Genomic DNA, 22129 nt, shown 5'->3' with positions numbered 1-22129 from the left:
GAAATAGCGGAATCGCGCACCAGCGCATACGCGATCGCGAATTACACAATTCGCGAATCCTCTGTACAATTCCCCTCATTCGTCCCATGGAATGTGCGTACTGTGGAGCTTGACCTTTGAAATTGTTTGGCGGCTATTCTTACTTTCCAATCCTCTTTTTCTGCGCGATACTCGCTGGCTGCGGCAGCTCGCAACATGGCGCCGACGTTCTGGCGAAGGTGAACGGACGCAACATCAGCCGGGCTGAGGTGGACAAGTACTACGAAAACCAATCGTCCAGCGCCCCTCAGAAGCCCACTGGCGAACAGGCAGACAGCCTGCGGCTGAATATCCTGAAACAGCTTATCGATCAGGAGATCATGATGCAGCGCGCGGAGAAGCTTGGCTTGCTCGCCACGGACGATGAAGTTGATCGCAAGCTTAACGAGCTGAAAGCTCCATACACCAAAGAACAATTCGATCAGAAGCTGAAGGACAGCCACATGTCGCTCGACGATCTGAAGCGCGACGTGCGGCGGAATCTCACCATCGAGAAGGTCCTGAACAAAGAAATTACTTCGAAGATCAACATCAGCGACAAAGAGATCACCGATTTCTACAACGCGAATAAGGCGCAGTTCAACCTGATCGAGCCGCGTTATCATCTCGCGCAGATCGTGGTTACGGCGCAGCCGGCGCAGCAGGTGAGCAATCTCAAGAACGACAAAGCGCAAAACGAGGCTGATGCTCGCAAGAAGATCCAGATGATCGAAAACCGCCTTGAAAGCGGCGATGACTTCTCCCAGGTCGCGATGAACTATTCCGAGCAGCCCGATACTGCGGGAAACGGTGGCGACATGGGCATGATCTCGGAATCGCAGTTGCGCACCAATCCCGAGATTTATGCTGCTGTCTCAAAACTCAAGCCGGGCGAGGTGAGTCATCCTCTTCCCATGGTCGACGGCGCCAGCAAACGCACCATCGGATACAGCATCGTTCGGTTGATTTCGAAGGAACCCGCAGGGCAACGCGAACTCAACGATCCGCGCGTGCAGCAATTCGTCCGCGAACAACTGCGCGACGGCTGCGAGCAGCTACTGAAGGCTGCCTACTACGACGTCGTGCACAATGAGGCGAAGATCTCCAACTATTACGCCGAAGATCTGCTCAAGAACGTGAAGTGATCCGCTACGGAATCCTGGGCTTCGGCCTTCACGCAGTCAAGCGACTTATGCCGGGGTTTTCCCAGGCGAAGCACTGCACAGTGACCGGTCTCTGGCGCCGAGATCAGCGAAAAGCGCAGGAAGCGAGAAATGAGTACAGTCAATTCCCGCTTCAGGTCTACGATTCTCCGGAAGCTCTCTGCGCATCGTCAGACGTCGACGCAATTTTCGTCGCATCGCCAGACGCGCTACACCTTCAGCACGTTCTCGTTGCGCTTGAGCACCGTAAACCGGTGCTGTGCGAAAAACCGATGGCGATGAATGCAGGGGAGTGCGAGCGCATGCTTGCCGCTGCAGAAGGCGCCAGAGTGCCGCTGGGCGTTGCGCAAAACTTTCGCTTTGAACCGAGTGTCAACCGGATTCGCGAGATTGTCGCTGCAGGCACGATCGGCAAGCCATTGCTCGCCCGTTCGGAATTTCACTACTACACCCGCCAGCATGCCAGGACCTGGATCTCAGACCCGAGCCTGGCGTGCGGTGGTCCTGTGGGAGACGTTGGCGTCCACTGCATCGATGCTCTTCGATACATCCTTCAGGACGAAGTCAGTGCAGTATTCGCTCGGGCTCTTTACGACAATGAATCAGGAGCGGTAGAGTCGGCGGCAACGTTGGTGCTGGAGTTCCAGAAAGGACCGATTGCTGCTGTAACAGTTTCCACGCGAGGCGAATACCGCAGCCCACTATGGATTATGGGAGACGGAGGACTGGTGGGAGCTGAAGATGCCCTGGCCGTCGATCACGCGATTGCACTGCACACTAGACCGATTGGCGGCGAGATCTCCACCGAACACATCTCCAACGACACAACGTATGCGGATCAGGTGGACGCTTTCGCGCTTCACGTAGAACAAGGGATTCCATTCGTGGCGCCGGGAACCGAAGGACTGCGTAACCAGCAGGTGCTCGATGCTGCTTATCGCAGTGTCAAAAGCGGAAGCCGGGAAGAGATTTGAGTTGAAAGTTGTCATGATGAAAGTGGCAATCGCTAGTTGGGGCACGGTTCGTTAGCTGGAGCATGGAAAACAACGATGTTGTTTGCGCCGCGTTTTTCGCAACTTTCCTCGGTGCAGTTTTCTATGCATCGATCCAGGCACTCTACGATGGGATAAGGCGCGGTTACCAGGGAACACATTACCGGCCGAAGCTGTTTCTTCACCCGATCTTTATCGTGGGTGCTAATTGGCTGCTTGGATGGTGTTGCGTTGCCACCGTGCCTGCCCGTTACAACATCAGGATCGACATCTTTGTGATTCCGGTGATGTGCCTTATAGCAGCTCTTGTCGCGTTTTTGGCTTCGAGATCATTCAGGAGGAACAAAGCAGAAGCCGGATCGGACAACGACGCGCTGACCTCAAGGGGAATCGGTTCCAAATTCGCGTGCGGTTCTTATTCAATTACCGCCAACACATCTCCCGCATTGACCGACGCTCCCACGGCGGCAAGGATCTTCACAACCATACCTTTCTTCGGCGATTTGAGCTCATTCTGCATCTTCATTGCTTCGATCACGATGACGCCTGAGCCTTGTTCCACCTCGGTGCCCGGTTGGGCGATGATGCGGACAACCTTCCCTGGCATGGGAGCTGTGATTTTCTTTGCCCCATCCTGACCGCCGGCACGCGCGCGGCGTGTACGCCAGGATCGCGGATCGCGAACTTCAACTGAATAACGAACGCCTCCAATCGCAATCTGCTGCTGAGCAGCATTGGCAACAATCTCGTAAGACTCGCTCCCGATCAGCACGGACAGCACTCCAGCGGCAGTATTCGCGGCGTTGACTGCAACCTGCTCGCCGTTTACGCGGGCCGCCCAGCTTCCAGTCTCTGCTTGTTCCAGTTCGACGCGGTAATCGCGGCCGTTGACCGTCACATCGAAGGTCATCTCTTGCGCAGCGCCTCCTGGCGCGCAACGCGCTTCCACCGATCGCTCGGAGAGTGGCTGCCGCCGTTCACCCCGTTATTCGTAGACAACGCCTTGCCATTCTGGGCTGATTGCATTAGCGCGGCAGCGATTGCAGCCACTCTCTCCCCTGTATCGTTCATCGGAGATACCGATGCGGTGCGAGCTGGGATGAGGCGATCGAGGTAACCAGTGTCGATCTTTGCGGAGACGAACTCGCTATCATCGAGGATCTCTCGAAAGAGTCCCAGATTAGTGGCTATCCCTCCAACGAAATATTCATCCAGAGCGCGTCGCAGGCGGCGAATTGCTTGTTCGCGTGTTGGAGCATACGCGATGAGTTTTGCCAGCATCGGATCATAGTCTAGCGGCACTGTCCAGCCTTCGTAGATGCCACTGTCCTCGCGAATTCCTGGACCAGAGGGTGTAAGCAAGCGCATGATCTTCCCAGGTGAGGGAAAGAAGTTGTTGTCCGGATCTTCTGCGTAGACTCGCACTTCGATAGCGTGTCCGCGAAGCTGCAGATCGCTCTGCGCGAACGGAAGCTTCGCTCCTGCGGCTATCAAGATCTGCAAATGCACGAGATCGAGTCCCGTCACTAGCTCCGTCACCGGATGTTCCACTTGCAGACGGGTGTTCATCTCCAGGAAGTAGAAATTCATGTTCTGGTCAACCAGAAACTCGACGGTCCCCGCGTTGTAGTATCCAGCGGCTCGCGCCAGGGCCACTGCGGTCTCACCCATGGCTTGACGCATGGCTCCATCAACAACCGGAGACGGCGCTTCCTCGATTACCTTCTGATGCCTCCGTTGTACCGAGCACTCGCGTTCGCCGAGATACATAAGATTGCCGTGCTCGTCGCCGAGCACCTGAATTTCTATGTGACGAGGCTGGACAATCAGCTTCTCGATGTACACATCGCTGTTGCCAAAGGCCCGTAGAGCCTCGCTCTGCGCGGCGCTGAACGCCGAGGCCAACTCGTCGCGCTTGTTAACGCGACGCATTCCCTTGCCCCCTCCGCCAGCCGCCGCCTTAAGCATCACGGGATACCCAACCGACGCTGCCACATTTTCTGCTTCTGCCACGGACTCCAGCGCGCGTACCGAACCGGGAACACGCGGGAGCCCGGCACGATCGGCAGCTTCGCGTGCACGCGTCTTCGATCCCATTGCCTCCATGGCGGCCGGTGAGGGTCCGATGAACTTAACGCCAGCTTCGCCACAAGCCTTGGCGAATTGCGCGTTCTCGGAAAGAAATCCGTAGCCAGGATGGATGGCGTCGGCGCCGCTTCGTTTGGCGACATCGAGAATCCGCTGAATATTCAAATAGGATTCGGCGGCAGCAGCAGGACCGATGTGATAAGCCTCATCAGCCTTTATCACGTGCAGCGCAGCACGATCAACATCGGAAAAAACGGCAACCGAAAGAATGCCCATCTCGCGGCACGCGCGAATAACACGCACCGCGATCTCGCCGCGATTCGCGATAAGGATCTTCTTGAATGGGGCAGCTGATGTCATGAACGGTGGTTCAACTAACCACAGAGGACACGGAGAACACAGAGGAAAATGAACATAAGTCCCAGCCGACCCTCAACCCCCTCTCTGCTCTCTGTGTCCTCTGTAGTTTGGAGGGGTTATCTTTCCATCCCATTCGGATAGAGCAATATCTTGCTCGCCTCACCGGTCTTCAAACGCTCCATACCTTTGCTGAAGTCTTTCAGAGGCATGCGGTCGGTGATCACCGGAGAAAGATCGAGCTTGCCGGCCTTGAGCAGAGCCTGCATCTGGTACCAGGTCTTGTACATGAGGCGGCCATTGATGCCCTGCACGATTGCGCCCTTAAAGATCAGATCTTCAGCGAAATTCATTTTGATCGGAACTGAAGGAATCCCAAGCAACGAGACACGGCCGCCAAGACGCAAAATATCGAATCCCGTTTTGATGCCATCTGGATGTCCCGACATCTCGAGCACTACGTCCACACCGGTTCCGTCGGTGCGCTCCAGAACAAACTGCTTCACGTTACCTTTGCTCGGATCGCACACATGGTCAGCCTTCATCGCCTTCGCTAACTTTCGGCGATGCTCATTCACTTCGAGTGCAAACACTTGTGAAGCTCCAACCGCTCGCGCAACGGCAATGGAGAACAGCCCGATGGGACCACAGCCAATCACCGCGACGGTCTTGGCTGCAATCTCGCCGGCGAGAACCGTATGCACAGCATTCCCCAGCGGATCGAGGATCGAGGCATAGTCGGCAGGAATAGACGGATCGAGTTTCCAAATATTCGATTCGGGAATCTTTACGTAATCCGCGAACGCGCCATCAGCATCGACGCCAATAATCTTCACGTTCTGGCAGATGTGCGCTTCGCCAGTGCGGCATTGCAAACACTTGCCGCAGTTTACGTGCATCTCCGCCGAGACGAAGTCGCCTTCTTTCACGCTCGTGACTTCGCGGCCTATCGCGGCGACGGTCCCGCAGAACTCGTGTCCGGGAACCAGCGGAGGATGGATGCGCTTCTGTGCCCACGCGTCCCATTCGTAAATGTGCAGGTCGGTACCGCAAATGGAGGCTACTTGAACCTTGACGAGAACATCTGTGGGCCCAATCTCCGGCCGTGGCACCGCCCGCAACTCTGAGCCGGGTCCTGCCTGCGGCTTAACGATGGCCTGCATTGTTTCAGGCATGCGACGACGATCCTTCGTAGGGCATAGGGTAGAGACATCCGCCGCGGCGGACTGCGTCTCGAAGCTGCTGACTCATAGTCGTCAAAGCAGCGTGGCCAAACTTCTCAGTTTATCACTCGAATTCAGGGCGAACTGGTGGAGCAGGCTCGCTCGACGCAGCGATTGGCGGCGCGGAGACCGGCAAGGAAGGCACAGTCGTGATTGGCGAGGGTGGAAAATCAAGTTCGACTTCAATTCCACCAACCGAATGTGAAATCGCGTTGTAGATAAAAGCCATGATTGCTCCGGCGACGAAGCCGATCAACCCATAAAAGATGGGAGCGATTGCAGCAACGGCGATGACCCCACCGAATCCGCCAGAACGTTTTTCACCGCCCATCATTGCAAGTCCCGGCCCAAGCATCAGAAAGGGAGCGATGAGCAATCCCAGAATTCCATACAGAAGTGCATTTACTTTCGCTGCTGAGAAGACGCGAACGGTTCGAATTTTGGTCATTAGTCACGCCTCGCTATCAAACTGGATCAAGCCCTTCCCCAACCTCCACCGCCGGGCGATTCAATCCTAATCCGGTCACCGCGCCGGAGACGAACGCTTCCTTTCGCCGGAATCGGCGCCTCGGAGCCATCACTCTGAATGATGACATTTCGTCCTGGCGTCCCATCGTTTCCGCCGTCCAGCCCGTAGGGACCACGCAGACGCCGATCCGCGAGCAAGGTGACCTCGGCCTCACACCGCAACTCCAGCTCGCGTACGATTCCGTCGCCCCCTCGATGCCTTCCCACTCCTCCACTGTTCGGCCGCAGCGAGTACTTCGTTACCCGAAATGGATACGCATACTCCAGCGCCTCAGCTGGAGTGTTCAGTGAGTTGGTCATGTGCGTATGTACACCCGAGATTCCGTCTTGGGTCGGACGCGCGCCCATCCCGCCGGCGATGGTCTCGTAGTATGCGAACGGCTCGCCCGCACGGGCATGGTCGCTGGGGAAGAGTCCACCGATGGTGAGGTTGTTCATTGTTCCTGAAGACGCAGCAGGAATACGATCCGGCATAGCTTGCGCCAATGCGCGAAACAAAGTGTCTACGATGCGCTGCGACATCTCGACGTTCCCTCCCGCCACGGCCGCCGGAGGATCGGCATTCACCACAGTTCCTTTCGGTGCAATCACGCGAATCGGTCGCATGATGCCCGCCGCGGCCGGAACATCTTCGGCCAGCAGGCAACGAAATACATAGAAGCATGCAGAGTAGGTGATCGCCTCGACGGCGTTGATGCTGCCTTCAACTTGAGGATCGCTCCCAGCAAAGTCAACCGTGACCAGCGGCTGTGAGTTTCCGCGCTTATGCTTGTCAATTCGAATGCTGACAGCGACACGCACCGGATGATCGTTGATACCATCGTTATCGAGAAAGTCCTCCGCCGAATACACGCCGGGAGGGACGCCTTCGAGCAGCGATCGCGTCATCTGCTCGGCATAGTCCTGCAGTTCCTCAGTAGCGCGGCGCACGCGCGCCAGGCCATAACGCTCGCAGACCTCCTGCAGTCGTCGCGCTCCAGTGTTGCAGGCAGCTATCTGCGCGCCCAAATCCCCCTCACGCTCCTCTGGAGTACGAACATTCGCCAGGACCATCTCTAGAACATCCTGTTGCATCGCTCCCGCGCGAACAAGAAAGACAGGCGGAATACGCAGTCCTTCCTGATAGATCTCGCGCGAGAGTCCCATTGATCCAGCCGCTGCTCCGCCGACATCCGCATGATGCGCGCGTGAGGCAACGTAGAAATCGGGTTTCCTGGTTAAAGACTTTCGCGGAGAGATGTGAACAGGAGCCACTAGTGTGATGTCTGGCAAATGCGTGCCGCCGGCGAAAGGATCGTTCACCATCGCGACGTCACCGGGACCAAGATCCAAGCGCTCGATCACGGCTCGCACCGACATCGGCATCGAACCAAGATGGACCGGCATGTGATCGCCCATCGCGATTACTTGCGCACTCCGATCGAAGACTGCGCATGAGTAATCGCGCCGCTCTCGAATGTTCGGAGAAAACGCGCTGCGTCGCAACGAGGCGCCCATCTCTTCTGCGATCGAGTGAAAAAGCTCGCGAAAAATTTCGAGTTCAACCGGATCGGGCATGTGAATCGCGATTATAAGAGCCGGAACTTTTATGAATATTTCTTGACATCCGAAAAGAGTGAGCACAATATCTTGTGGTAGTTAGTGGGGCCACGCAATAAGCGGAGCAGCTTTCGCAGCTTCTCCAAAATCAAGGGAGAACGTTCCACAAGGAGGAACATAACCATGCCAATGAAAAAGAAGGCCACAAAGAAGAAAGCAGCGAAAAAGAAATAACTGCTGCCAGGCAAACTGATTTGCGGCCTTCGCAACGTCGAAGGCCTTTTTCATTTTGTGGCGAAAGATCCATTCACCACGGAGACACGGAGGCACGGAGAAATGCAATGAACGCAAGAAACTTGAGAATAGTGGGCTGTCGCTAATCACGCGGTTCTAGTCGAAAGTGGTTCCTTCCAGTGGATTGTTTTTTCTCCGTGCCTCCGTGCCTCCGTGGTGAAAATCCCTTTCAGTTTTGGTTGACCTTTCCCTCGGTCGCGACATACTATGCGCTCGTGGGTACAAGGGCGGCAATCTCCCGAACGAAGCGAAAGCCAGGGGAAGAGATCGTCATCCCTGAGAAGCTTTTCTTTCGCATCGGCGAAGTATCGAAGCTCTGCTCACTGCCTGCTTATGTACTCCGCTTCTGGGAGACCGAGTTTCCTCAACTCAAGCCCAACAAGAGCAATACCGGACAACGCCTCTATCGCCGCAAGGACGTCGAGAACATCGTCCGCGTAAAAAAGCTTCTCTACGAGGAGGGGTACACGATTAACGGCGCCCGCCAATTCATCAAATCAGAATCCAAGCGGGACCGCTCACAGACTGCTTTGCCATTCGCCGTCCCCGTTTCGAACGGCACCGATCTGCGTAGCATCAAGCAAGGCCTACGCGACGTCCTGGGCATTCTTTCCGCGAAAAGATAAGCGATGGGCCTCGACATCTATGTCGGTCCACTCACGCGCTATCACACCGGCAATTGGGAAACGGTTGTACAACAGTACGCTCGAATCAACGGCCTGAAGTGCCAGATCGTTCGACCACCTTCGACCGACAGCTCGCCAAGACTCTCCGCCGATCAAATTCGTGAAGCTGTCGTTGCCTGGCAGTCGGGCCTCGCGGAAGCTCTCAAGCAGCCACTGCGGTGGATGGAAGATAACTCCTCGGAGTACTTCACAGAAAAGCCAGCTTGGGATTGTTATTCCGCCGTTGCGCTGCTGGCCGCCCACGATGAGCATCCGGAAGTGAGGTTGCCAGATGTTGTGCCGGAAGATCTCAATAAGGACGAAGCCTATCGCAAATCTACTGCGGAAGGCTTCAAGACGAAGTACTCACAGGTTCTGTTCCCTGAACTCTGGCTACCGGGCGACAACCAATTCGTCTTCAAAGCCGGATACATCACCGGCAAAGAGCTCTGGATGGGATGGAGCACCACTCTTCTCAGCCAGCTTCGGGAGTTGAACGGAATAACCTTAAGAGGCACGCCTGAAGACTTCAAGCAATGGAAGCTGGACGGCGGACCAAAGAATGCTCCATTCGAGGTGTCGGCCCGCTTCGGAATGTCGGTTCTGATGGGTCTGGCGGAGCAAGCCGTGATGCATCGCCTGCCTATGAAGCTAGACTATTAACCGCTTCTCCGCGAACTCCTGCGATTGATTTTCAATAGACCGTTCTTTGCTGCACCAACCGCTTTCGCATGAGTAAAAAACGAGTCTCTGGAGGAGTCGTCTCGAGAATTCTTCCCACTAAATATTCCCCGACGGCCGGCCCGTGTTTGAATCCATGCCCGGAGCCTCCTCCGACAAGCCAGACGTTCTCAATGTCAGGATGGCGATCAATTAGAAAATCGCCATTCGACGTGTTCTCGTATTGGCACACGCGAGTTTCAGTTAAGGGCGCACGTTTGAGCCATGGGAATCTGTGACAAAGATACGCCCGAACTTCTTGCTCTCCGCTTTCGCTGACTGTGCGATCGCCCGTTTCAGGATCGAAGGGCTCCCCGTGCCGGTCGCTGGCAACTTTTATCCCGCGATTTTCGATGTCAGGCAGTCCGTACATGTCATCTTGATGGTGTAACCAGACTGGCATCCGCGGCGGCTTGAATCCGCGGGCTCCAGGCGGCGTCCCGAAATAGAACACTTCCTGCCGCGTAGGAAAAATCCGGCTTCCCAAAAGCTCAGGAAAGAGTTGTGGCAGCCATGCACCGCACGAAAACACGAATGTTCCTCCGCTAATGTCCTCTCCGCTTCTGGTTCGGACATGCGCAAGATTCCCGTTGGCGGATTGGAGTGGAGCCACAGCGTCGATCGCATATTGCACGCCCAATCGAATCGCGTCGTCGAGCACGGCCTGCACTGCACGACGTGCTAGCAGGACACCGCTTTCCGGCTCGAGGATTCCGAACGCGACGTCATCGACATTGATCTGCGGAAATCGGGCGGTTAGCTCGCTTGTCGAGAGCTCTTCGTACGGGATGCCTTCTGTCGCAAGCGTGCGTAAGAGGTCTTGAGTGTAGCGATCCAACTCCGAGCTGAGCCACAAGACGCCTGTATTTACGAACAGGGTTTGGCCGGTTGCATGAAACAATGCCCTCCAACGTCGAAGCGAGCGGGTAGCCCAGCGAGTGTATAGCGCGTCTGCGCCATATCCCATGCGAATGATGCGAGATTCGTCGCCCGAGCTTGAGCGATTGTTCCCCGCACCATGCGCATCAATCAGCATAACGGAGTGACCTTGGCTGCGCAGCGCATGCGCCGTCCAGACGCCGAATACTCCCGCGCCTATAACCACGAAATCGGTGTTGCCTGCTCTCATGAAGTCGCGCTCTCTTCAGTCGCCTCAGCGCGGCTCTCGATTGCTCGCAAAGCGAGCTTAGCGGTGACCAGATCCTCCAGAGCACAACCAACACTCTTGAAGACCGTTATGTCTTCGGAGCTGGCGCGGCCAAGCTTCTCACCGGTTACTAGTTCATGCAGATCACCCAACACGTGCTCGCGCCCAATCTCTGCGGCGCGCAGCGGCAGGAGGATGTCTCCCGCCTCGGCCAAGGCTGCCTCATACGTGTCGACGAAAACGCGTGCGCTCCGGATGAGGACAGAATCGACTTCGCGTGCGTGAGCCTGAAATGTTCCTATTAAGTTCAAATGCGTGCCCGGTCGAATGAGGTCTCCACGAAACAACGGCTGAGCCGAACTGGTGCAAGTGCAAATTACATCTGAGCTGGCTGCACAGGTTTCGGCATCCGTAGCTTCAATGTCGCATCCGCATTGCTCCTGCATGCGTTGCGCGAAAGCATCCGTCTTTGTCGCGCTTGTTCCAGATACCAGGATTCGCCGGAACCTTCTCAAAAGCGACAGCATCGTCAGGTGTGCCTCAGCCTGGCGTCCGGTGCCGAAGACGCCAAGTGTGACCGCATCCGGTCGCACAAGTATTTCGCTAGCAATCACGGTGGTTGCTGCCGTCCTGAGGTCAGTCAAATAGTTTGCCTCGAGAACGGCGATGGTCCTGCTCGTCTTCGCGTCGAGCAGCATGTAGGAAGCTCTCACACGCCCTTCCGGACGAGATTTACGACTTACGCTAACAATCTTGAGCCCAAAGACATCGTCGTCCGCAGTGGCACACGGCATGATGAGCAGCGTGCCCGTCTCCGTCTCTAGATGTAAGCGCTGAGGCATGCTGACTTTCTCGAAGCCGCCGGCAAATGCTGCACGGATTGCGGCGATCACCTGCGCCGGATCCAGCAGGGCTTCGAGTTCCGCGTCAGTGCAAGTGAACATGTATGTCCGCGTTAGAATTCAATGCACTCACAACCGGAGGATCGATGAAGAATTCGCTCATTGCATTCTTGTTTGCAGTGCTCGCGCTTCCCGCGCTCACCCAAGGTGCTCCGCCCCAAGGCGGAGCTAACCAGCCGTACACCATGGAGTACTACTACAAAGTGCAATGGGGACACCAGCAGGAGTTCCTCGATCTTTTCCTGAAAAATCACTATCCATTGCTCAAGAAGAGTGTTGAAAAAGGTCGGATGGTCTCAGTGAAAATTGAAACTCCAGCCAACCACATGACCGAGGATGCACGCTGGGATTATCGCGTAACCATCAAGTTCAAGAACTCTACGGTGGCCACCACGTCGGATCCCGACGATGAATCAGATATCAAGCAGCTTTGGCCGGATCAGGTGACCTATAAGCGCGAAGAAGCCAGACGCTTCGAGATTCTCCTGGCTCACTGGGATCTACCGGTGAGTGACATCACACCCAAGAAGTGAATTGTAGAGAAACAGTCTTAAACGGGAGCGCTGCCGGCTCCCAATGGCTGACTCGGGAGGGGCTCGCGACGGGGACGCTGCGAGCTCAGGCCTTTTTCGATCTTGTCGTTGATCTTCGTTTCCGCGGATTGTGCGGCTACGCGGATGGCGTTCTTCAACGCGTTGGAATTCGATGACCCGTGTCCAACGATGCAGATACCCTTGATTCCCAAAAGAGGAGCGCCGCCATATTCGGCGTAGTCCAGGCGCTTCTTGAAATCTTCGAAGGCGCGGCGGGAGAGCAGGAAACCAACCTGGGAGCTGATTGTCGATTTCAGCGATTCTTTCAACAGAAAGCGCACGGTTGAGACCAGGCCTTCCGAGACCTTCAACGCCACGTTGCCGATGAATCCGTCGCAGACGATGACATCGACTGTGCCGTTATAGAGGTCGCGTCCTTCCACATTGCCGGCGAAGTTCAGCGGCAGCTGCCGCAGGAGTCCATAAGCTTCGCGCGTAAGGTCGTTGCCTTTACCTTCCTCTTCGCCGATGGAAAGCAGTCCCACTCTGGGCCGGTGTGTGCCAAAGATACTGCGCGAGTAGATTTCGCCCATGACCGCGAATTGCTCGAGGTTATGTGGCTTGCAATCGACATTGGCGCCGACATCGAGAAGGATGGCGGCTTTGCCTGCCGAGGTGGGAAACACCGCGGCGAGCGCCGGACGATCAACGCCAGGCAGAGCTCCGAGCACCATCTTGGCTGTAGCCATCGCGGCCCCGGTGTTGCCGGCGGTAACGAATCCCGCGGCGCGCCCTTCGCGCACCAGTCGCAGTCCCACCCGCATGGAAGAATCACGCTTGCTGCGCACAGCTGTGGCCGCCTTCTCACCCATGCCGATCACTTCCGTGGCGTGAACTACATCGATCGGCAAATTCTTGACGGTGGGATGCTTCTCGATCTCGCGCTTGAGCTCTTCGCGAATCTCGGCTTCGCGGCCGACGAGGAGCACTTGAACGTCGTAATGACGACAGGCGAGAATCGCCCCTTCCACTTCGGGCTTGGGAGCCCGGTCGGAGCCCATCGCATCGACTGCGATTATGGTTGGCATTCGCGGAAGGGCGATTGTAACCTAGCTGGCCTTTTCGGTGTCGAGAACCTCGCGGCCCTTGTAGTGTCCACATTTGGGACACGCACGGTGCGGCATCTTCTTCTCGTGACAGTTGGGACACTCTGAGAGTGAGTGCGGTGTGAGAAAGTCGTGAGCGCGGCGACGTCCGGTACGAGCTTTGGAGTGCCGCCGTTTTGGATTAGGCATTGAATCGTTTCCTTACTTCGGCGTATCCGCGAGGCGGGCACGCACAGAATTTATTTCAACTTGTTCTTGAGGTCGGCCAGCGCGGCCCACCGCGGATCAGGCGACTGTTCTTCGCAGTCGCATGACTCGACATTCAAATTCTTTCCGCATCTGGGACAGAGCCCGCGGCAGCTCTCGCGGCAAACGATCTTCGCCGGTAGTGCCAGAAGAACCTGCTCGCGCAGAACGTCTTCGAGCTCAATGCCGTTGCCTGAGTAGTACCCGATCTCGGTCTCAGCCTCAGAGATGGAGCGCTCGTCCTTGCCAGCATCGACTCCCAGCGGGCGATAGAGCAGATCGAAGTCGCCTCCAACTTTGGTCGGAACCGGTTCGACACAACGCGCGCAGCGAGCCTCAACCTCGGTCGAAAAATCGCCCAGAACGCGGATGTCCTTGACGATATTCTTGCCGCCGCGATGCTCAGCCAGCAGCTCCGCCCGCCCCTTGGTTTTGAGGACACCAGATTGCCGAAGGTCCGGCAGCAAATCGACCGTTCCCGGTGCAAGTTGCTGAGAGAACTCGACTTCTCTTACTTCCAGCTCTTGAAGACTGATGAACATCGCCAGCTCACCCTAGGCTTTTCGATCTTCGTGGAAGGCGTTCCGAAACGTCGGACTTCCGACTCCACGCAGGTTGCCGGCTCGCGCAGGAGCCCACAGCACAGAATACGACCAGCAGGGCAAAACTTAAGAATAAGGATTGTTAAGTGGGGGTGTCAAGAATGAGGCGGCAGGCTGAGAGGGCGGTAGCGGCGGCGGGAGCCGCTGGGCGCGCACTATGAGTGCGTGATGCCATGAAACACAGGAGCACTGACCCAGCGGCTACCGCCGCCGCTACCGCCTTAATGGGTCGCCCCACCCCCACCCTGTCTAAACTTGCGGATGAAGAGAGCCAGCACAGGCCCGCAAAATGCGACGACGCCGAGCAGCCAGAAGCAATCAAGAAACGCATAGATTGCAGCCTGACGTTGGATCAACGCCTCCACCTGAGCGAGAGCGTGCGATGCGGCGTCGGCGGCAGAGAGGCCGTGCTGCATGAGCTGGCTCGTAAGACCGCTGAGAGTGGCCTTCAGGCTGAGGTCCGAACTGGTGACGTGCGACGCGATGACAGTGCGATGAAACTGAGTCCGCCGTTCCAGAATGGTCGTCACAAAGGCAATGCCGAAGCTGCCGCCCTGATTGCGAAACAGGTTGGTCAAACTTGACGCCTTATTGTTCTTGCTCTTGGGCAAGTACGAATATGCCAACTGGCTGGTCGGTACAAATAGCAGCGCTATGCCGAATCCCTGGACTATCCGAGCCAGTGATTCATGCGCGTAATCGGTCGCGAGATTGAAGCTCGCGTAGTACCACATGGCGCCGCCGAGGATCGTGAATCCCAAACCGATCAGCCAGGAAACAGGGATACGCTCGACGAGCTTAACCACTACCGGAGCCATGATCACGATCACCATTGCTCCCGGCCCGAGTACCAATCCAGCATCGGTGGCGGTGTATCCGTAGAGAGACTGCAGCATCTGCGGGATGAGTACGGTCGAGCCGAAAAGGACAAATCCAAAGAGAAAGTAGTAGATGTTGGCGATCGCGAAATTGCGCTCTTTGAGCAAACTGATTTCGACGACCGGATCTGGATGACGCAACTCCCAGAAGATGGCGAAGACCAGCGCAGCAATCGCTATGGTGAAGAATGTCACGATGAAACGGCTTTCAAACCAATCTTCTCTCTGGCCGCGATCGAGGACCACCTCGAGGAACGCAAATCCGATGGCAATGAGTGAAATCCCGACGTAATCGATTTTCAGCTTGCCGGCTTTTCGCGCGGCCTCGACTTCCCGCTTGAACTCCGGTGGATCAGAAATGATGCGGCTGCTGAGAAGCAGCGACACGATTCCAATCGGAACGTTGATGAAGAACACCCAGCGCCACGAAAAGCTGTCGGTGATCCAGCCTCCCAGGGGAGGACCGATTGCCGGCGCAGTGACAATTGCCATGCTGTAGAGGGCAAACGCTGCGGCGCGCTTGCTAGCGGGGAAGGTATCCACGAGAATCGCCTGCTCAACCGGCGCGAGCCCGCCGCCGCCGATTCCCTGCAGAACTCTGAAGAAGATCAGCAATCCCAAACTCGGCGCCAGGCCGCACATCAGCGAACTCACCGTAAACATCGCCACGCAAGCCATGTAGTAGTTCTTGCGGCCAAACACGCGGCTCAACCAGGCACTAAGCGGTAATACAACCGCATTGGATACGAGATAGCTGGTGAGGACCCACGTGCTTTCGTCATAGCTGGTGGCAAGTCCGCCGGCGATGTGCGGCAACGACACGTTGGCGATCGCAGTGTCGAGCAACTCCATGAACGTAGCCAACGTCACGGTAATCGCGATGATCCAGGGATTTACGGTGCGTTGCTGCGGAGGCGGAATCGTTTCGAAACTGATTTGCGCTGCGGGAGCGGCCATGGTCTTACTCGTCCCGGAGATGGATGCCCTATGCGACCAGTTGGTCGCAATTGAATTTTTGATAGACTACAATAAAAGGGACCATTCGGTCCCAATTCGCATCTGAAGAAAAGGGTCAGTTATGTCTAAGGGCGACGAAACCAGGCAAAGAATCGTTAAGGAGGCGGCAGCTTTGTTTAACAAGCAGGGTTTTGCCGGCAGCTCAATGGCCGATTTGATGGAGGCCACCGGCCTGGAAAAGGGTGGGATTTATCGCCACTTCTCGAGCAAGGACGAGGTGGCTGCCGAGGCCTTCGATTATGCCTGGCAGGCTGCTACTGATGCCCGGATGCATGACCTGGACTCGGTTCCCAACAGCGTCGAGCGGCTGAAGCGGTTCGTAACGAACTTTGTCGAGCGGCGTTCCCCCGTACCCGGAGGGTGTCCACTACTGAACACCGCGGTCGAAGCCGACGACGGCAGTCCGTTGATGCGGGAACGCGCGCTCCAGGCCCTGCGTCAATGGCAAAGCCGATTAAGTACGATCGCTGCGGCCGGCATTAAGAAGGGCGAGATTCGAAAAAGCACGTCGCCGAAGAAAGTGGCGACTCTCATCATCTCTTCACTAGAGGGAGCGCTTATGATTAGCCGGCTCGAACGCAACCATCATGCGCTTGGCGAAGTTCAAGCTCATCTCAACGATTACTTGGAAACCGAAGTGCGAGCCCGCAAATCGCGTTGACTCCGCTTCTAATTGCTGACCGCCAGCTCCTGTTCTTCGGTATTGATGTTGATTTGGGCCGAGTGCTGAATGCCGAGTGCTGCGGGCTTCTTCATCAACATCCCCAACACCTCATCCCAATCGTTGGCACGAAGCCTGGCACCTTCCCGGGCATTATGAGGAGCGGTGAAAAGAATTCCGGTTCCGCGGAAGCGGGCGAAATGACGCGAGCGGTCATCGATGAGGTAATCGGCGTCAATGATCTCCTTGTCGCCGCAGAACACGATGTTGCTCGTGGGAATAAATGGAAAATGCTCGCGCAGCCAGCGGAACTTCGCGTCAAAAGATCGCGGCACTTCCATAGCTGCGGTAGTAATAAAAATATCGAACTCTGACGACAACATCTGGAGAGAGCGTTGGCTGTTCGGGATGACCTCGAGATTGTCGAAAAATCCATCCTCGTGCGGTAGACCCTCAAAAACGGCGCGATGTTTCGGCGGTACCGCCGCTTCCAGTCCCACCTCCCGAATCAACTCGGGAGTGAGGTTCTCGCCTGTCGCGCCGTTATAGAGGCTGAGGTGTCGTGTCAGGGCGTCGGCTATTACCTCATCCATATCCACGGCAATTCGCAAACGACGGCCGCTCCAACGATGGTTAGCCGCGTTCTCTCTCCACGTAAGTTTGAGAACTAGCGCAATGCTTACCAAAATCGTCGCGACTACGTTTGCCCAAATTACAGCGCGGGCGTGAAACATCAGCCCGTAGATCAGCCATAACAGCACGCCAACCAGATACACGACGAGCATCGAGACTGAGACGTCCTTCCCGCCTTGCTTCCTGATCTTCAGGATTTGTGGAACGAACGCTCCTGTTGTGCACAACGCTGCAACTGTGCCGATAAATCCAATGACGCCCGTAACGCTCATGCTCGACTCACCTCAGTAGACATCTCAACTAACAATTAGAGTCTCTTTTGGAACGATTATTCCAATGAAACTTCATGCCGCCTGTGATAACTAATGGTTATGAGCCTCGAAGATCGAGAACTCCGGTCTTTTCTGGTGTTAGCTGAACAGTTGCACTTTGGCCGCTCCGCGAATCTCCTGCACATCTCGCAGCCGGCGCTGAGCAAGCAGATCAAAGGTTTGGAAGAGAAAGTCGGTGGTCCTCTGCTCGTGCGCAATCGCCGCGACGTTCGTCTCACCCCCGCCGGATCGCTGCTCTACGGCGAAGGTCGCCGTGTTCTCCGCGACCTGGACTCGCTATTTGAAGCCGCCCGGGCCGCAGTTCGTGGTGAGGCGGGAAAGCTCCGGATCGCGGTTGGCATCGCGACCGTTCATAGCCTCGTGCCGCCTGCTCTGAGGAAATTTCGCGAAGCGCATCCGCGAGTCGAGATCCAGATAGGCGACATGTCCACGCCTGGACAAATCGATGCGCTGCTCGCGGGCGAAGTAGACGTGGGATTTCTTCGCCTCCCCATTCGTCACCCTCAGCTGGTGGTGAAGAAGGTTCTCAAGGAGCAATTGACGATCGCCGTCTCCAGCAGTTTCCGCGGCATGCTTACGCTGGAGAGGATTCGCCACCAGCCCTTCATCATGATCGGCCGTGAAGTATCGACCACCTACTACGATCACTGCATTCGGCTATGCGGAAGCGCAGGCTTCAGCCCGCGCATCGTGCAGGAAGCGCGCGATACGTTCACACTCCTCAACCTGGTGCGAGCCGGAATGGGCGTCTCTCTAGTGCCGCGCTCAGCAAAGGAAATGCACGTGACCGGCGTGAGGTTCGGCGAAATTCGCAGCCGCGAAGCTGAATGGGACGTAGGCGTCGCTTGGCACAGACTGCACGAATCCGCTCTGGTAAGGAACTTTGTTCAGATATGTCTCGAGAGCACCTGAGTCAGTACGGGCGGCGGTAGCCGCTGGGTGAAGTTGCAGCAATCTCAAGAAATCACTAGGAACCAGCATTTTTGCTAGAATTCTAGCCCTCCCTCCCCAGCAAGGTCGTTCCCGTGAGAGTGTTGGCGAAGCTGCGCCGTGGTGTCGTTGAGATCGCCGCCGGCGACGACTGCCGCTATGCGGATCCGTCATTCTTGCAGCGCGCCTACCTGCTTTGGACCTTCCGCAACTTTCGCCGTCTTTCCGTGCGCATACTGAACCAACGGCAGCGCCGGATCCTGGAGAGGCTGTCGGATACAGCGCGCACCGACGAAGGTAAAGGAATTGATCCAGCAGTAGTGATTGGAAGAGCGGAGTTCCCTGCCTTGCACGCGCGCAAGCCGCCCAGCCCGGTGATCGTCCCATACCAACAAACGGTAGAGACGCAGCCTGCGGTGGGCGTCTCGCATATGTCGCCAAGAAGGGTGAGTTCGATAGCGAAGCTTCCGCGTGCCATCGCTCGACACGCCGCCGAAACCATCGCCATCTCCGCCAGCCGGCGAACCCGAAGCCACGCCAGATATTCCCTGGTGCTGACTCTGGCCTTAGTGTCCCTCGTCATAATTAGCGGCGCGGTAGCGCAGCGCCTGTGGATCAATCACGGCAAACAGTCTCCTTCCATCAGCGCGCCTTCGACGCAGCCCGTCGCGCCGGAGCAGGCTAGTACCGTGACAGGAAGTCAGCCGATTGTGGTGACTACACCAATACTTACACCAGAGACTCTTCCTAAGAAACCAGTCACTCTCGCAGCGCTGCAAGTCTCTCCACAAGCGGCCTCCACGGTTTCAAAGAAACTTGAAGCTATCACTCCTACTCCCCAGCCCGTGAGGGCGGATGGAGCGGTGTCAGATGCCAAACCTGGCCCCCAGAGCTCCCGCCTCCGCGTTTTTCTCGCTCCGCGCCGTGTCATCTACCCTTCTCTTCCCAGTTCAGGAATCTCCACTGACCAGAAGAAAGACATCCTGGTGAAGGCGCTAGTCAGCATGAATGGCACAGTTGATGATGTGCAGGTTCCCGGACAGACTCTGAGTTTGGCGAGTGCGATTTCACAGACCGTCAAGCAATGGCGTTACCAGCCGTATTTGCTGAACGGGCAGCCGGTGGAGGTCGAGACCCACATGATATTTACGGTATTAGGACCCGACGCAATCACCGTCCGCTTCCTGCCCGCGGAGGAGAGTCAGGTACTGACCAGAAACAGCGGAGCCGACCGCTGAGGCTGTGCAAACCCGATTTCCTGACCCTCAAGCACTACCGATTGACACCACCCTCAATAGCGATTAGTTTCCTCGCCAATTCCGAATATCTTCTGCTCTCAGTGGAGTAATCGATGAGCCCAATCTCGCGACGACAGTTTCTCGCGGCTGCGGCAGTTGCCCCGGCGGCTTTGCTTTCCGGGACACGGTCGGATCAAGCCGCCAGACGAAAGCCGAACATTGTTTTCATCGTTGCCGACGATCTCGGTTACGCCGACCTTTCCTGTTACGGCAGGCCCGACTTCGAAACTCCAAATCTGGATCGTCTCGCAAAAGAGGGAATGAGGTTTTTGCAGGCGTATGCCAACTCGCCCGTATGTACGGCGAGCCGCACCGCGATCATCACCGGTCGCTATCAATACCGCTTGGCGGTTGGACTTCAGGAGCCGCTCGGCAGCGCCGCGCAAAAAGTAGGATTGCCGCCTGAGCATCCGACATTGCCGTCTCTTTTGAAAAAAGCGGGATATAACACTGCGCTGGTGGGAAAGTGGCACCTCGGATGGCTTCCCGACTACAGCCCGCTAAGAAGCGGCTACGATCACTTTTGGGGATTTCGCGGCGGCGCGCTCGATTATTTCACCCACAAAGATGGGACGGGAAATGCTGCCGACGAAGATCTCTGGGATGACGACGCCAAGATCCATCAAGTTGGGTATTTGACGGACCTATTGGGCGACAAAGCTATAGAGCTTATCAAGACCTACGTACAACAGCCTGCCCCACTCTTCCTAAGTTTGCACTTCAATGCTCCGCACTGGCCCTGGGAGGCGCCAGGTGATGAAGTTGAAGCGCGACGAATCAAGTCGCTGTATCACCTCGATGGTGGTTCGCAAAAAACCTATGCCGGAATGGTCCGGCAGATGGATCTGCAAATCGGACGTGTGATGGACGCACTCGGCGCCATAAAAATTGCTTCGAACACGATTGTGATTTTCACCAGCGACAACGGTGGTGAGCGCTTCGCTGAGACCTGGCCATTCACAGGCAAGAAGACCGAACTGCTCGAAGGTGGATTGAGAATTCCAGCGATCGTTCGCTGGCCAGATCGCGTCCCCGCCGGCAAGACATCTCAGCAGGTAGCAATCGGTATGGACTGGTTGCCCACGCTGCTGGCCGCCGCTGGAAGTGAGCCCGATCCAAAATATCCGACCGACGGCATGAGCCTGCTCCCAACGCTGACCACAGATGCCACTCCCGTTCCCCGTACTCTCTTCTGGCGTTACAGGGCCAATCAGCAGCGTGCCATTCGCGAGGGCGATATGAAGTGGCTGAAAATCGCCGGTAACACTTTTCTCTTCAATGTTGTCGACGATCCGCTCGAACGCGCGAACCTGAAGGATCGCCAACCAGATCTCTATCAGAGATTGGTCGCTCAGTACGATGCGTGGAATGCCACCATGCTGGCGGAAGATCCGAAAGCAATTTCCGCAAGCTTCGATGGAAAGGCCCTCGCTGACCATTTTGGGAATCAGGGGAGCAGACCGGAGGACTGAATCGCCGCTTCTAAGACAGCGCGGAGTGATTCAGTTCTGATCGGGTACTCGCACTCGAGCACTTTCTAAGGCGCTAGGCAGCGCCCTGAATGCGGAACGCGCACTTTTCCAGCTCCAGCCTGCGCGCAAACAGCCGATCAAACTTCTCCGCCGTCCAGTTGATCAACGAGTTCGTTGCATCCTCGGACACACGCGCAGGATTCTCAACTTCGAAGCGGTGAAATTCGACGGCCACCCCCACCAAATCGGTGATATCTGCTTTCTCGACTCGCACCACGGTCGCCTCGCAGTTCACATCGAGTGCCGCCGCATGAGTGGGCGCCAAACGCACGTGTAGCGTCTCCCCAACAGCGACTTGCAGATCGCAATAAAAAAATGCGCCGCGAATGTTGGCATCTCGCATGTACGCCAACCGGGAGTCACTTTCAGAAGTCGAGCGGGAGACGCGAGCAAGCAGCGAAAGTTGCACCCGAGGCTGTCTGCGTCGTTCTGGTGCAGCGCCCAAGCCGATTGGCCTAACCTGTGTACTAAGCTGCGACATTGGTCCTCTTACGTCTGGCACTGTGTGAGTTTGAGTCCTGGGGGGTGCCCTAATACGGTGCAGATGAGTAGCCAGTCCTAAGTTCTTGAATAGGTTGGAGCTAATGTGAAACGGGGGTGCAAAGGGTGAGCAATTTTTGCACTCCTCGGGCGGCAGCCGGGTCTTTTTTGCCAGCCGAACATCGCGGCTGACTCTACCTGACATTGTCCGTTGCAAAGCGAGGGCAGTCGATGAAGCAACGCGA

The 22129-nt window shown here is 56.5% G+C and carries 22 protein-coding genes; 9 read left to right on the top strand and 13 right to left on the bottom strand.

Annotated features, from left to right (window positions below):
- The first annotated feature begins 116 nt into the window (after positions 1-116).
- Together VNX88_08190 and VNX88_08185 are read left to right on the top strand one after the other, a co-directional pair.
- Positions 117-1163 carry a SurA N-terminal domain-containing protein gene (locus VNX88_08190; protein HWY68631.1) on the top strand — a complete coding sequence of 349 codons (1047 nt, stop codon included), beginning with the start codon at positions 117-119 and terminating at the stop codon, positions 1161-1163.
- Positions 1160-2155, top strand: coding sequence for a Gfo/Idh/MocA family oxidoreductase (locus VNX88_08185; protein ID HWY68630.1), 996 nt, complete (start codon positions 1160-1162; stop codon positions 2153-2155). The genes VNX88_08190 and VNX88_08185 overlap by 4 nt, the downstream gene beginning before the upstream one ends.
- 433 nt (positions 2156-2588) lie before the next feature.
- Here the strand turns inward: VNX88_08185 and VNX88_08180 are convergent, their stop codons facing one another.
- The 5 genes from VNX88_08180 to VNX88_08160 all read right to left on the bottom strand — a co-directional run bounded on the left by VNX88_08180 (position 2589) and on the right by VNX88_08160 (position 7926).
- Positions 2589-3083, bottom strand: a complete 495-nt coding sequence (locus VNX88_08180; GenBank protein HWY68629.1) for a biotin/lipoyl-containing protein — start codon at positions 3081-3083, stop codon at positions 2589-2591.
- Entirely contained in the window at positions 3080-4621 is a 1542-nt protein-coding gene (accC, locus tag VNX88_08175; GenBank protein HWY68628.1) for an acetyl-CoA carboxylase biotin carboxylase subunit, read from the bottom strand. Before accC ends, VNX88_08180 begins: the two co-directional genes overlap by 4 nt.
- 116 nt (positions 4622-4737) lie before the next feature.
- Positions 4738-5793 (bottom strand): L-threonine 3-dehydrogenase, encoded by a 1056-nt coding sequence (tdh, locus tag VNX88_08170; GenBank protein ID HWY68627.1) that lies wholly within the window; start codon positions 5791-5793, stop codon positions 4738-4740.
- A gap of 112 nt (positions 5794-5905) precedes the next feature.
- Positions 5906-6289 (bottom strand): DUF3566 domain-containing protein, encoded by a 384-nt coding sequence (locus VNX88_08165; GenBank protein ID HWY68626.1) that lies wholly within the window; start codon positions 6287-6289, stop codon positions 5906-5908.
- A 26-nt stretch (positions 6290-6315) separates the two neighbouring features.
- Positions 6316-7926: a hydantoinase B/oxoprolinase family protein gene (locus tag VNX88_08160; protein ID HWY68625.1), complete on the bottom strand. Its 1611-nt coding sequence runs from the start codon at positions 7924-7926 to the stop codon at positions 6316-6318.
- Between the two features lie 455 nt (positions 7927-8381).
- Between VNX88_08160 and VNX88_08155 the strand changes: the two genes are divergently transcribed.
- Together VNX88_08155 and VNX88_08150 are read left to right on the top strand one after the other, a co-directional pair.
- Positions 8382-8828 carry a MerR family transcriptional regulator gene (locus tag VNX88_08155; GenBank protein ID HWY68624.1) on the top strand — a complete coding sequence of 149 codons (447 nt, stop codon included), beginning with the start codon at positions 8382-8384 and terminating at the stop codon, positions 8826-8828.
- Between the two features lie 3 nt (positions 8829-8831).
- Positions 8832-9530, top strand: a complete 699-nt coding sequence (locus tag VNX88_08150; GenBank protein ID HWY68623.1) for a hypothetical protein — start codon at positions 8832-8834, stop codon at positions 9528-9530.
- A gap of 31 nt (positions 9531-9561) precedes the next feature.
- Here the strand turns inward: VNX88_08150 and VNX88_08145 are convergent, their stop codons facing one another.
- Together VNX88_08145 and VNX88_08140 are read right to left on the bottom strand one after the other, a co-directional pair.
- The gene (locus tag VNX88_08145; protein HWY68622.1) at positions 9562-10716 is read right to left on the bottom strand and encodes an FAD-dependent oxidoreductase; all 1155 of its coding nucleotides are present in this window, start codon (positions 10714-10716) and stop codon (positions 9562-9564) included.
- Positions 10713-11678: an ornithine cyclodeaminase family protein gene (locus VNX88_08140; protein ID HWY68621.1), complete on the bottom strand. Its 966-nt coding sequence runs from the start codon at positions 11676-11678 to the stop codon at positions 10713-10715. Before VNX88_08140 ends, VNX88_08145 begins: the two co-directional genes overlap by 4 nt.
- A 44-nt stretch (positions 11679-11722) precedes the next feature.
- On the opposite strand from VNX88_08140, the gene VNX88_08135 reads away from it, so the two are divergent.
- Positions 11723-12169, top strand: coding sequence for a hypothetical protein (locus VNX88_08135; protein ID HWY68620.1), 447 nt, complete (start codon positions 11723-11725; stop codon positions 12167-12169).
- A gap of 17 nt (positions 12170-12186) precedes the next feature.
- Here VNX88_08135 and plsX read toward each other — a convergent pair whose 3' ends face one another.
- The 4 genes from plsX to VNX88_08115 form a co-directional block, all read right to left on the bottom strand.
- Positions 12187-13257, bottom strand: a complete 1071-nt coding sequence (gene plsX, locus VNX88_08130; protein ID HWY68619.1) for a phosphate acyltransferase PlsX — start codon at positions 13255-13257, stop codon at positions 12187-12189.
- 21 nt (positions 13258-13278) lie between these two features.
- Positions 13279-13464 (bottom strand): 50S ribosomal protein L32, encoded by a 186-nt coding sequence (rpmF, locus tag VNX88_08125; GenBank protein HWY68618.1) that lies wholly within the window; start codon positions 13462-13464, stop codon positions 13279-13281.
- 50 nt (positions 13465-13514) lie between these two features.
- Positions 13515-14063, bottom strand: coding sequence for a DUF177 domain-containing protein (locus VNX88_08120; protein ID HWY68617.1), 549 nt, complete (start codon positions 14061-14063; stop codon positions 13515-13517).
- A 281-nt stretch (positions 14064-14344) separates the two neighbouring features.
- Positions 14345-15958: a DHA2 family efflux MFS transporter permease subunit gene (locus VNX88_08115; protein ID HWY68616.1), complete on the bottom strand. Its 1614-nt coding sequence runs from the start codon at positions 15956-15958 to the stop codon at positions 14345-14347.
- A gap of 121 nt (positions 15959-16079) precedes the next feature.
- Here VNX88_08115 and VNX88_08110 point away from each other — a divergent pair, with 121 nt between their 5' ends.
- Positions 16080-16679 carry a TetR/AcrR family transcriptional regulator gene (locus VNX88_08110; protein ID HWY68615.1) on the top strand — a complete coding sequence of 200 codons (600 nt, stop codon included), beginning with the start codon at positions 16080-16082 and terminating at the stop codon, positions 16677-16679.
- An 8-nt stretch (positions 16680-16687) separates the two neighbouring features.
- Here VNX88_08110 and VNX88_08105 read toward each other — a convergent pair whose 3' ends face one another.
- Positions 16688-17584 carry a SemiSWEET family transporter gene (locus VNX88_08105; protein HWY68614.1) on the bottom strand — a complete coding sequence of 299 codons (897 nt, stop codon included), beginning with the start codon at positions 17582-17584 and terminating at the stop codon, positions 16688-16690.
- A 99-nt stretch (positions 17585-17683) separates the two neighbouring features.
- Here VNX88_08105 and VNX88_08100 point away from each other — a divergent pair, with 99 nt between their 5' ends.
- From VNX88_08100 to VNX88_08090, 3 genes are all read left to right on the top strand, one after another.
- The gene (locus VNX88_08100) at positions 17684-18556 is read left to right on the top strand and encodes a LysR substrate-binding domain-containing protein (protein ID HWY68613.1); all 873 of its coding nucleotides are present in this window, start codon (positions 17684-17686) and stop codon (positions 18554-18556) included.
- 113 nt (positions 18557-18669) lie between these two features.
- Positions 18670-19812: an energy transducer TonB gene (locus tag VNX88_08095; GenBank protein HWY68612.1), complete on the top strand. Its 1143-nt coding sequence runs from the start codon at positions 18670-18672 to the stop codon at positions 19810-19812.
- Positions 19813-19925: 113 nt separating this feature from the next.
- On the top strand, positions 19926-21344 hold the full coding sequence (locus tag VNX88_08090; protein ID HWY68611.1) for a sulfatase-like hydrolase/transferase: 1419 nt from the start codon (positions 19926-19928) through the stop codon (positions 21342-21344).
- Positions 21345-21417: 73 nt separating this feature from the next.
- Here the strand turns inward: VNX88_08090 and VNX88_08085 are convergent, their stop codons facing one another.
- Entirely contained in the window at positions 21418-21885 is a 468-nt protein-coding gene (locus VNX88_08085) for a PilZ domain-containing protein (GenBank protein HWY68610.1), read from the bottom strand.
- Between the last annotated feature and the right edge of the window lie 244 nt (positions 21886-22129).

This window comes from Terriglobales bacterium (genome assembly GCA_035567895.1).
In the GTDB taxonomy this organism is placed as follows: Bacteria; Acidobacteriota; Terriglobia; order Terriglobales; family Acidobacteriaceae; genus Gp1-AA112.
The sequence above is the reverse complement of the archived record's forward strand: the minus strand, read 5'-3'. Positions and strand labels throughout refer to the sequence as shown.

Coding starts and splice junctions, on each gene's coding strand:
- VNX88_08180 (HWY68629.1), bottom strand. CDS start 3,083: ATGACCTTCGATGTGACGGTCAACGGCCGCGATTACCGCGTCGAACTG.
- accC (HWY68628.1), bottom strand. CDS start 4,621: ATGACATCAGCTGCCCCATTCAAGAAGATCCTTATCGCGAATCGCGGC.
- tdh (HWY68627.1), bottom strand. CDS start 5,793: ATGCCTGAAACAATGCAGGCCATCGTTAAGCCGCAGGCAGGACCCGGC.
- VNX88_08165 (HWY68626.1), bottom strand. CDS start 6,289: ATGACCAAAATTCGAACCGTTCGCGTCTTCTCAGCAGCGAAAGTAAAT.
- VNX88_08160 (HWY68625.1), bottom strand. CDS start 7,926: ATGCCCGATCCGGTTGAACTCGAAATTTTTCGCGAGCTTTTTCACTCG.
- VNX88_08150 (HWY68623.1), top strand. CDS start 8,832: ATGGGCCTCGACATCTATGTCGGTCCACTCACGCGCTATCACACCGGC.
- VNX88_08145 (HWY68622.1), bottom strand. CDS start 10,716: ATGAGAGCAGGCAACACCGATTTCGTGGTTATAGGCGCGGGAGTATTC.
- VNX88_08140 (HWY68621.1), bottom strand. CDS start 11,678: ATGTTCACTTGCACTGACGCGGAACTCGAAGCCCTGCTGGATCCGGCG.
- VNX88_08135 (HWY68620.1), top strand. CDS start 11,723: ATGAAGAATTCGCTCATTGCATTCTTGTTTGCAGTGCTCGCGCTTCCC.
- plsX (HWY68619.1), bottom strand. CDS start 13,257: ATGCCAACCATAATCGCAGTCGATGCGATGGGCTCCGACCGGGCTCCC.
- rpmF (HWY68618.1), bottom strand. CDS start 13,464: ATGCCTAATCCAAAACGGCGGCACTCCAAAGCTCGTACCGGACGTCGC.
- VNX88_08120 (HWY68617.1), bottom strand. CDS start 14,063: ATGTTCATCAGTCTTCAAGAGCTGGAAGTAAGAGAAGTCGAGTTCTCT.
- VNX88_08115 (HWY68616.1), bottom strand. CDS start 15,958: ATGGCCGCTCCCGCAGCGCAAATCAGTTTCGAAACGATTCCGCCTCCG.
- VNX88_08110 (HWY68615.1), top strand. CDS start 16,080: ATGTCTAAGGGCGACGAAACCAGGCAAAGAATCGTTAAGGAGGCGGCA.
- VNX88_08105 (HWY68614.1), bottom strand. CDS start 17,584: ATGAGCGTTACGGGCGTCATTGGATTTATCGGCACAGTTGCAGCGTTG.
- VNX88_08100 (HWY68613.1), top strand. CDS start 17,684: ATGAGCCTCGAAGATCGAGAACTCCGGTCTTTTCTGGTGTTAGCTGAA.
- VNX88_08090 (HWY68611.1), top strand. CDS start 19,926: ATGAGCCCAATCTCGCGACGACAGTTTCTCGCGGCTGCGGCAGTTGCC.
- VNX88_08085 (HWY68610.1), bottom strand. CDS start 21,885: ATGTCGCAGCTTAGTACACAGGTTAGGCCAATCGGCTTGGGCGCTGCA.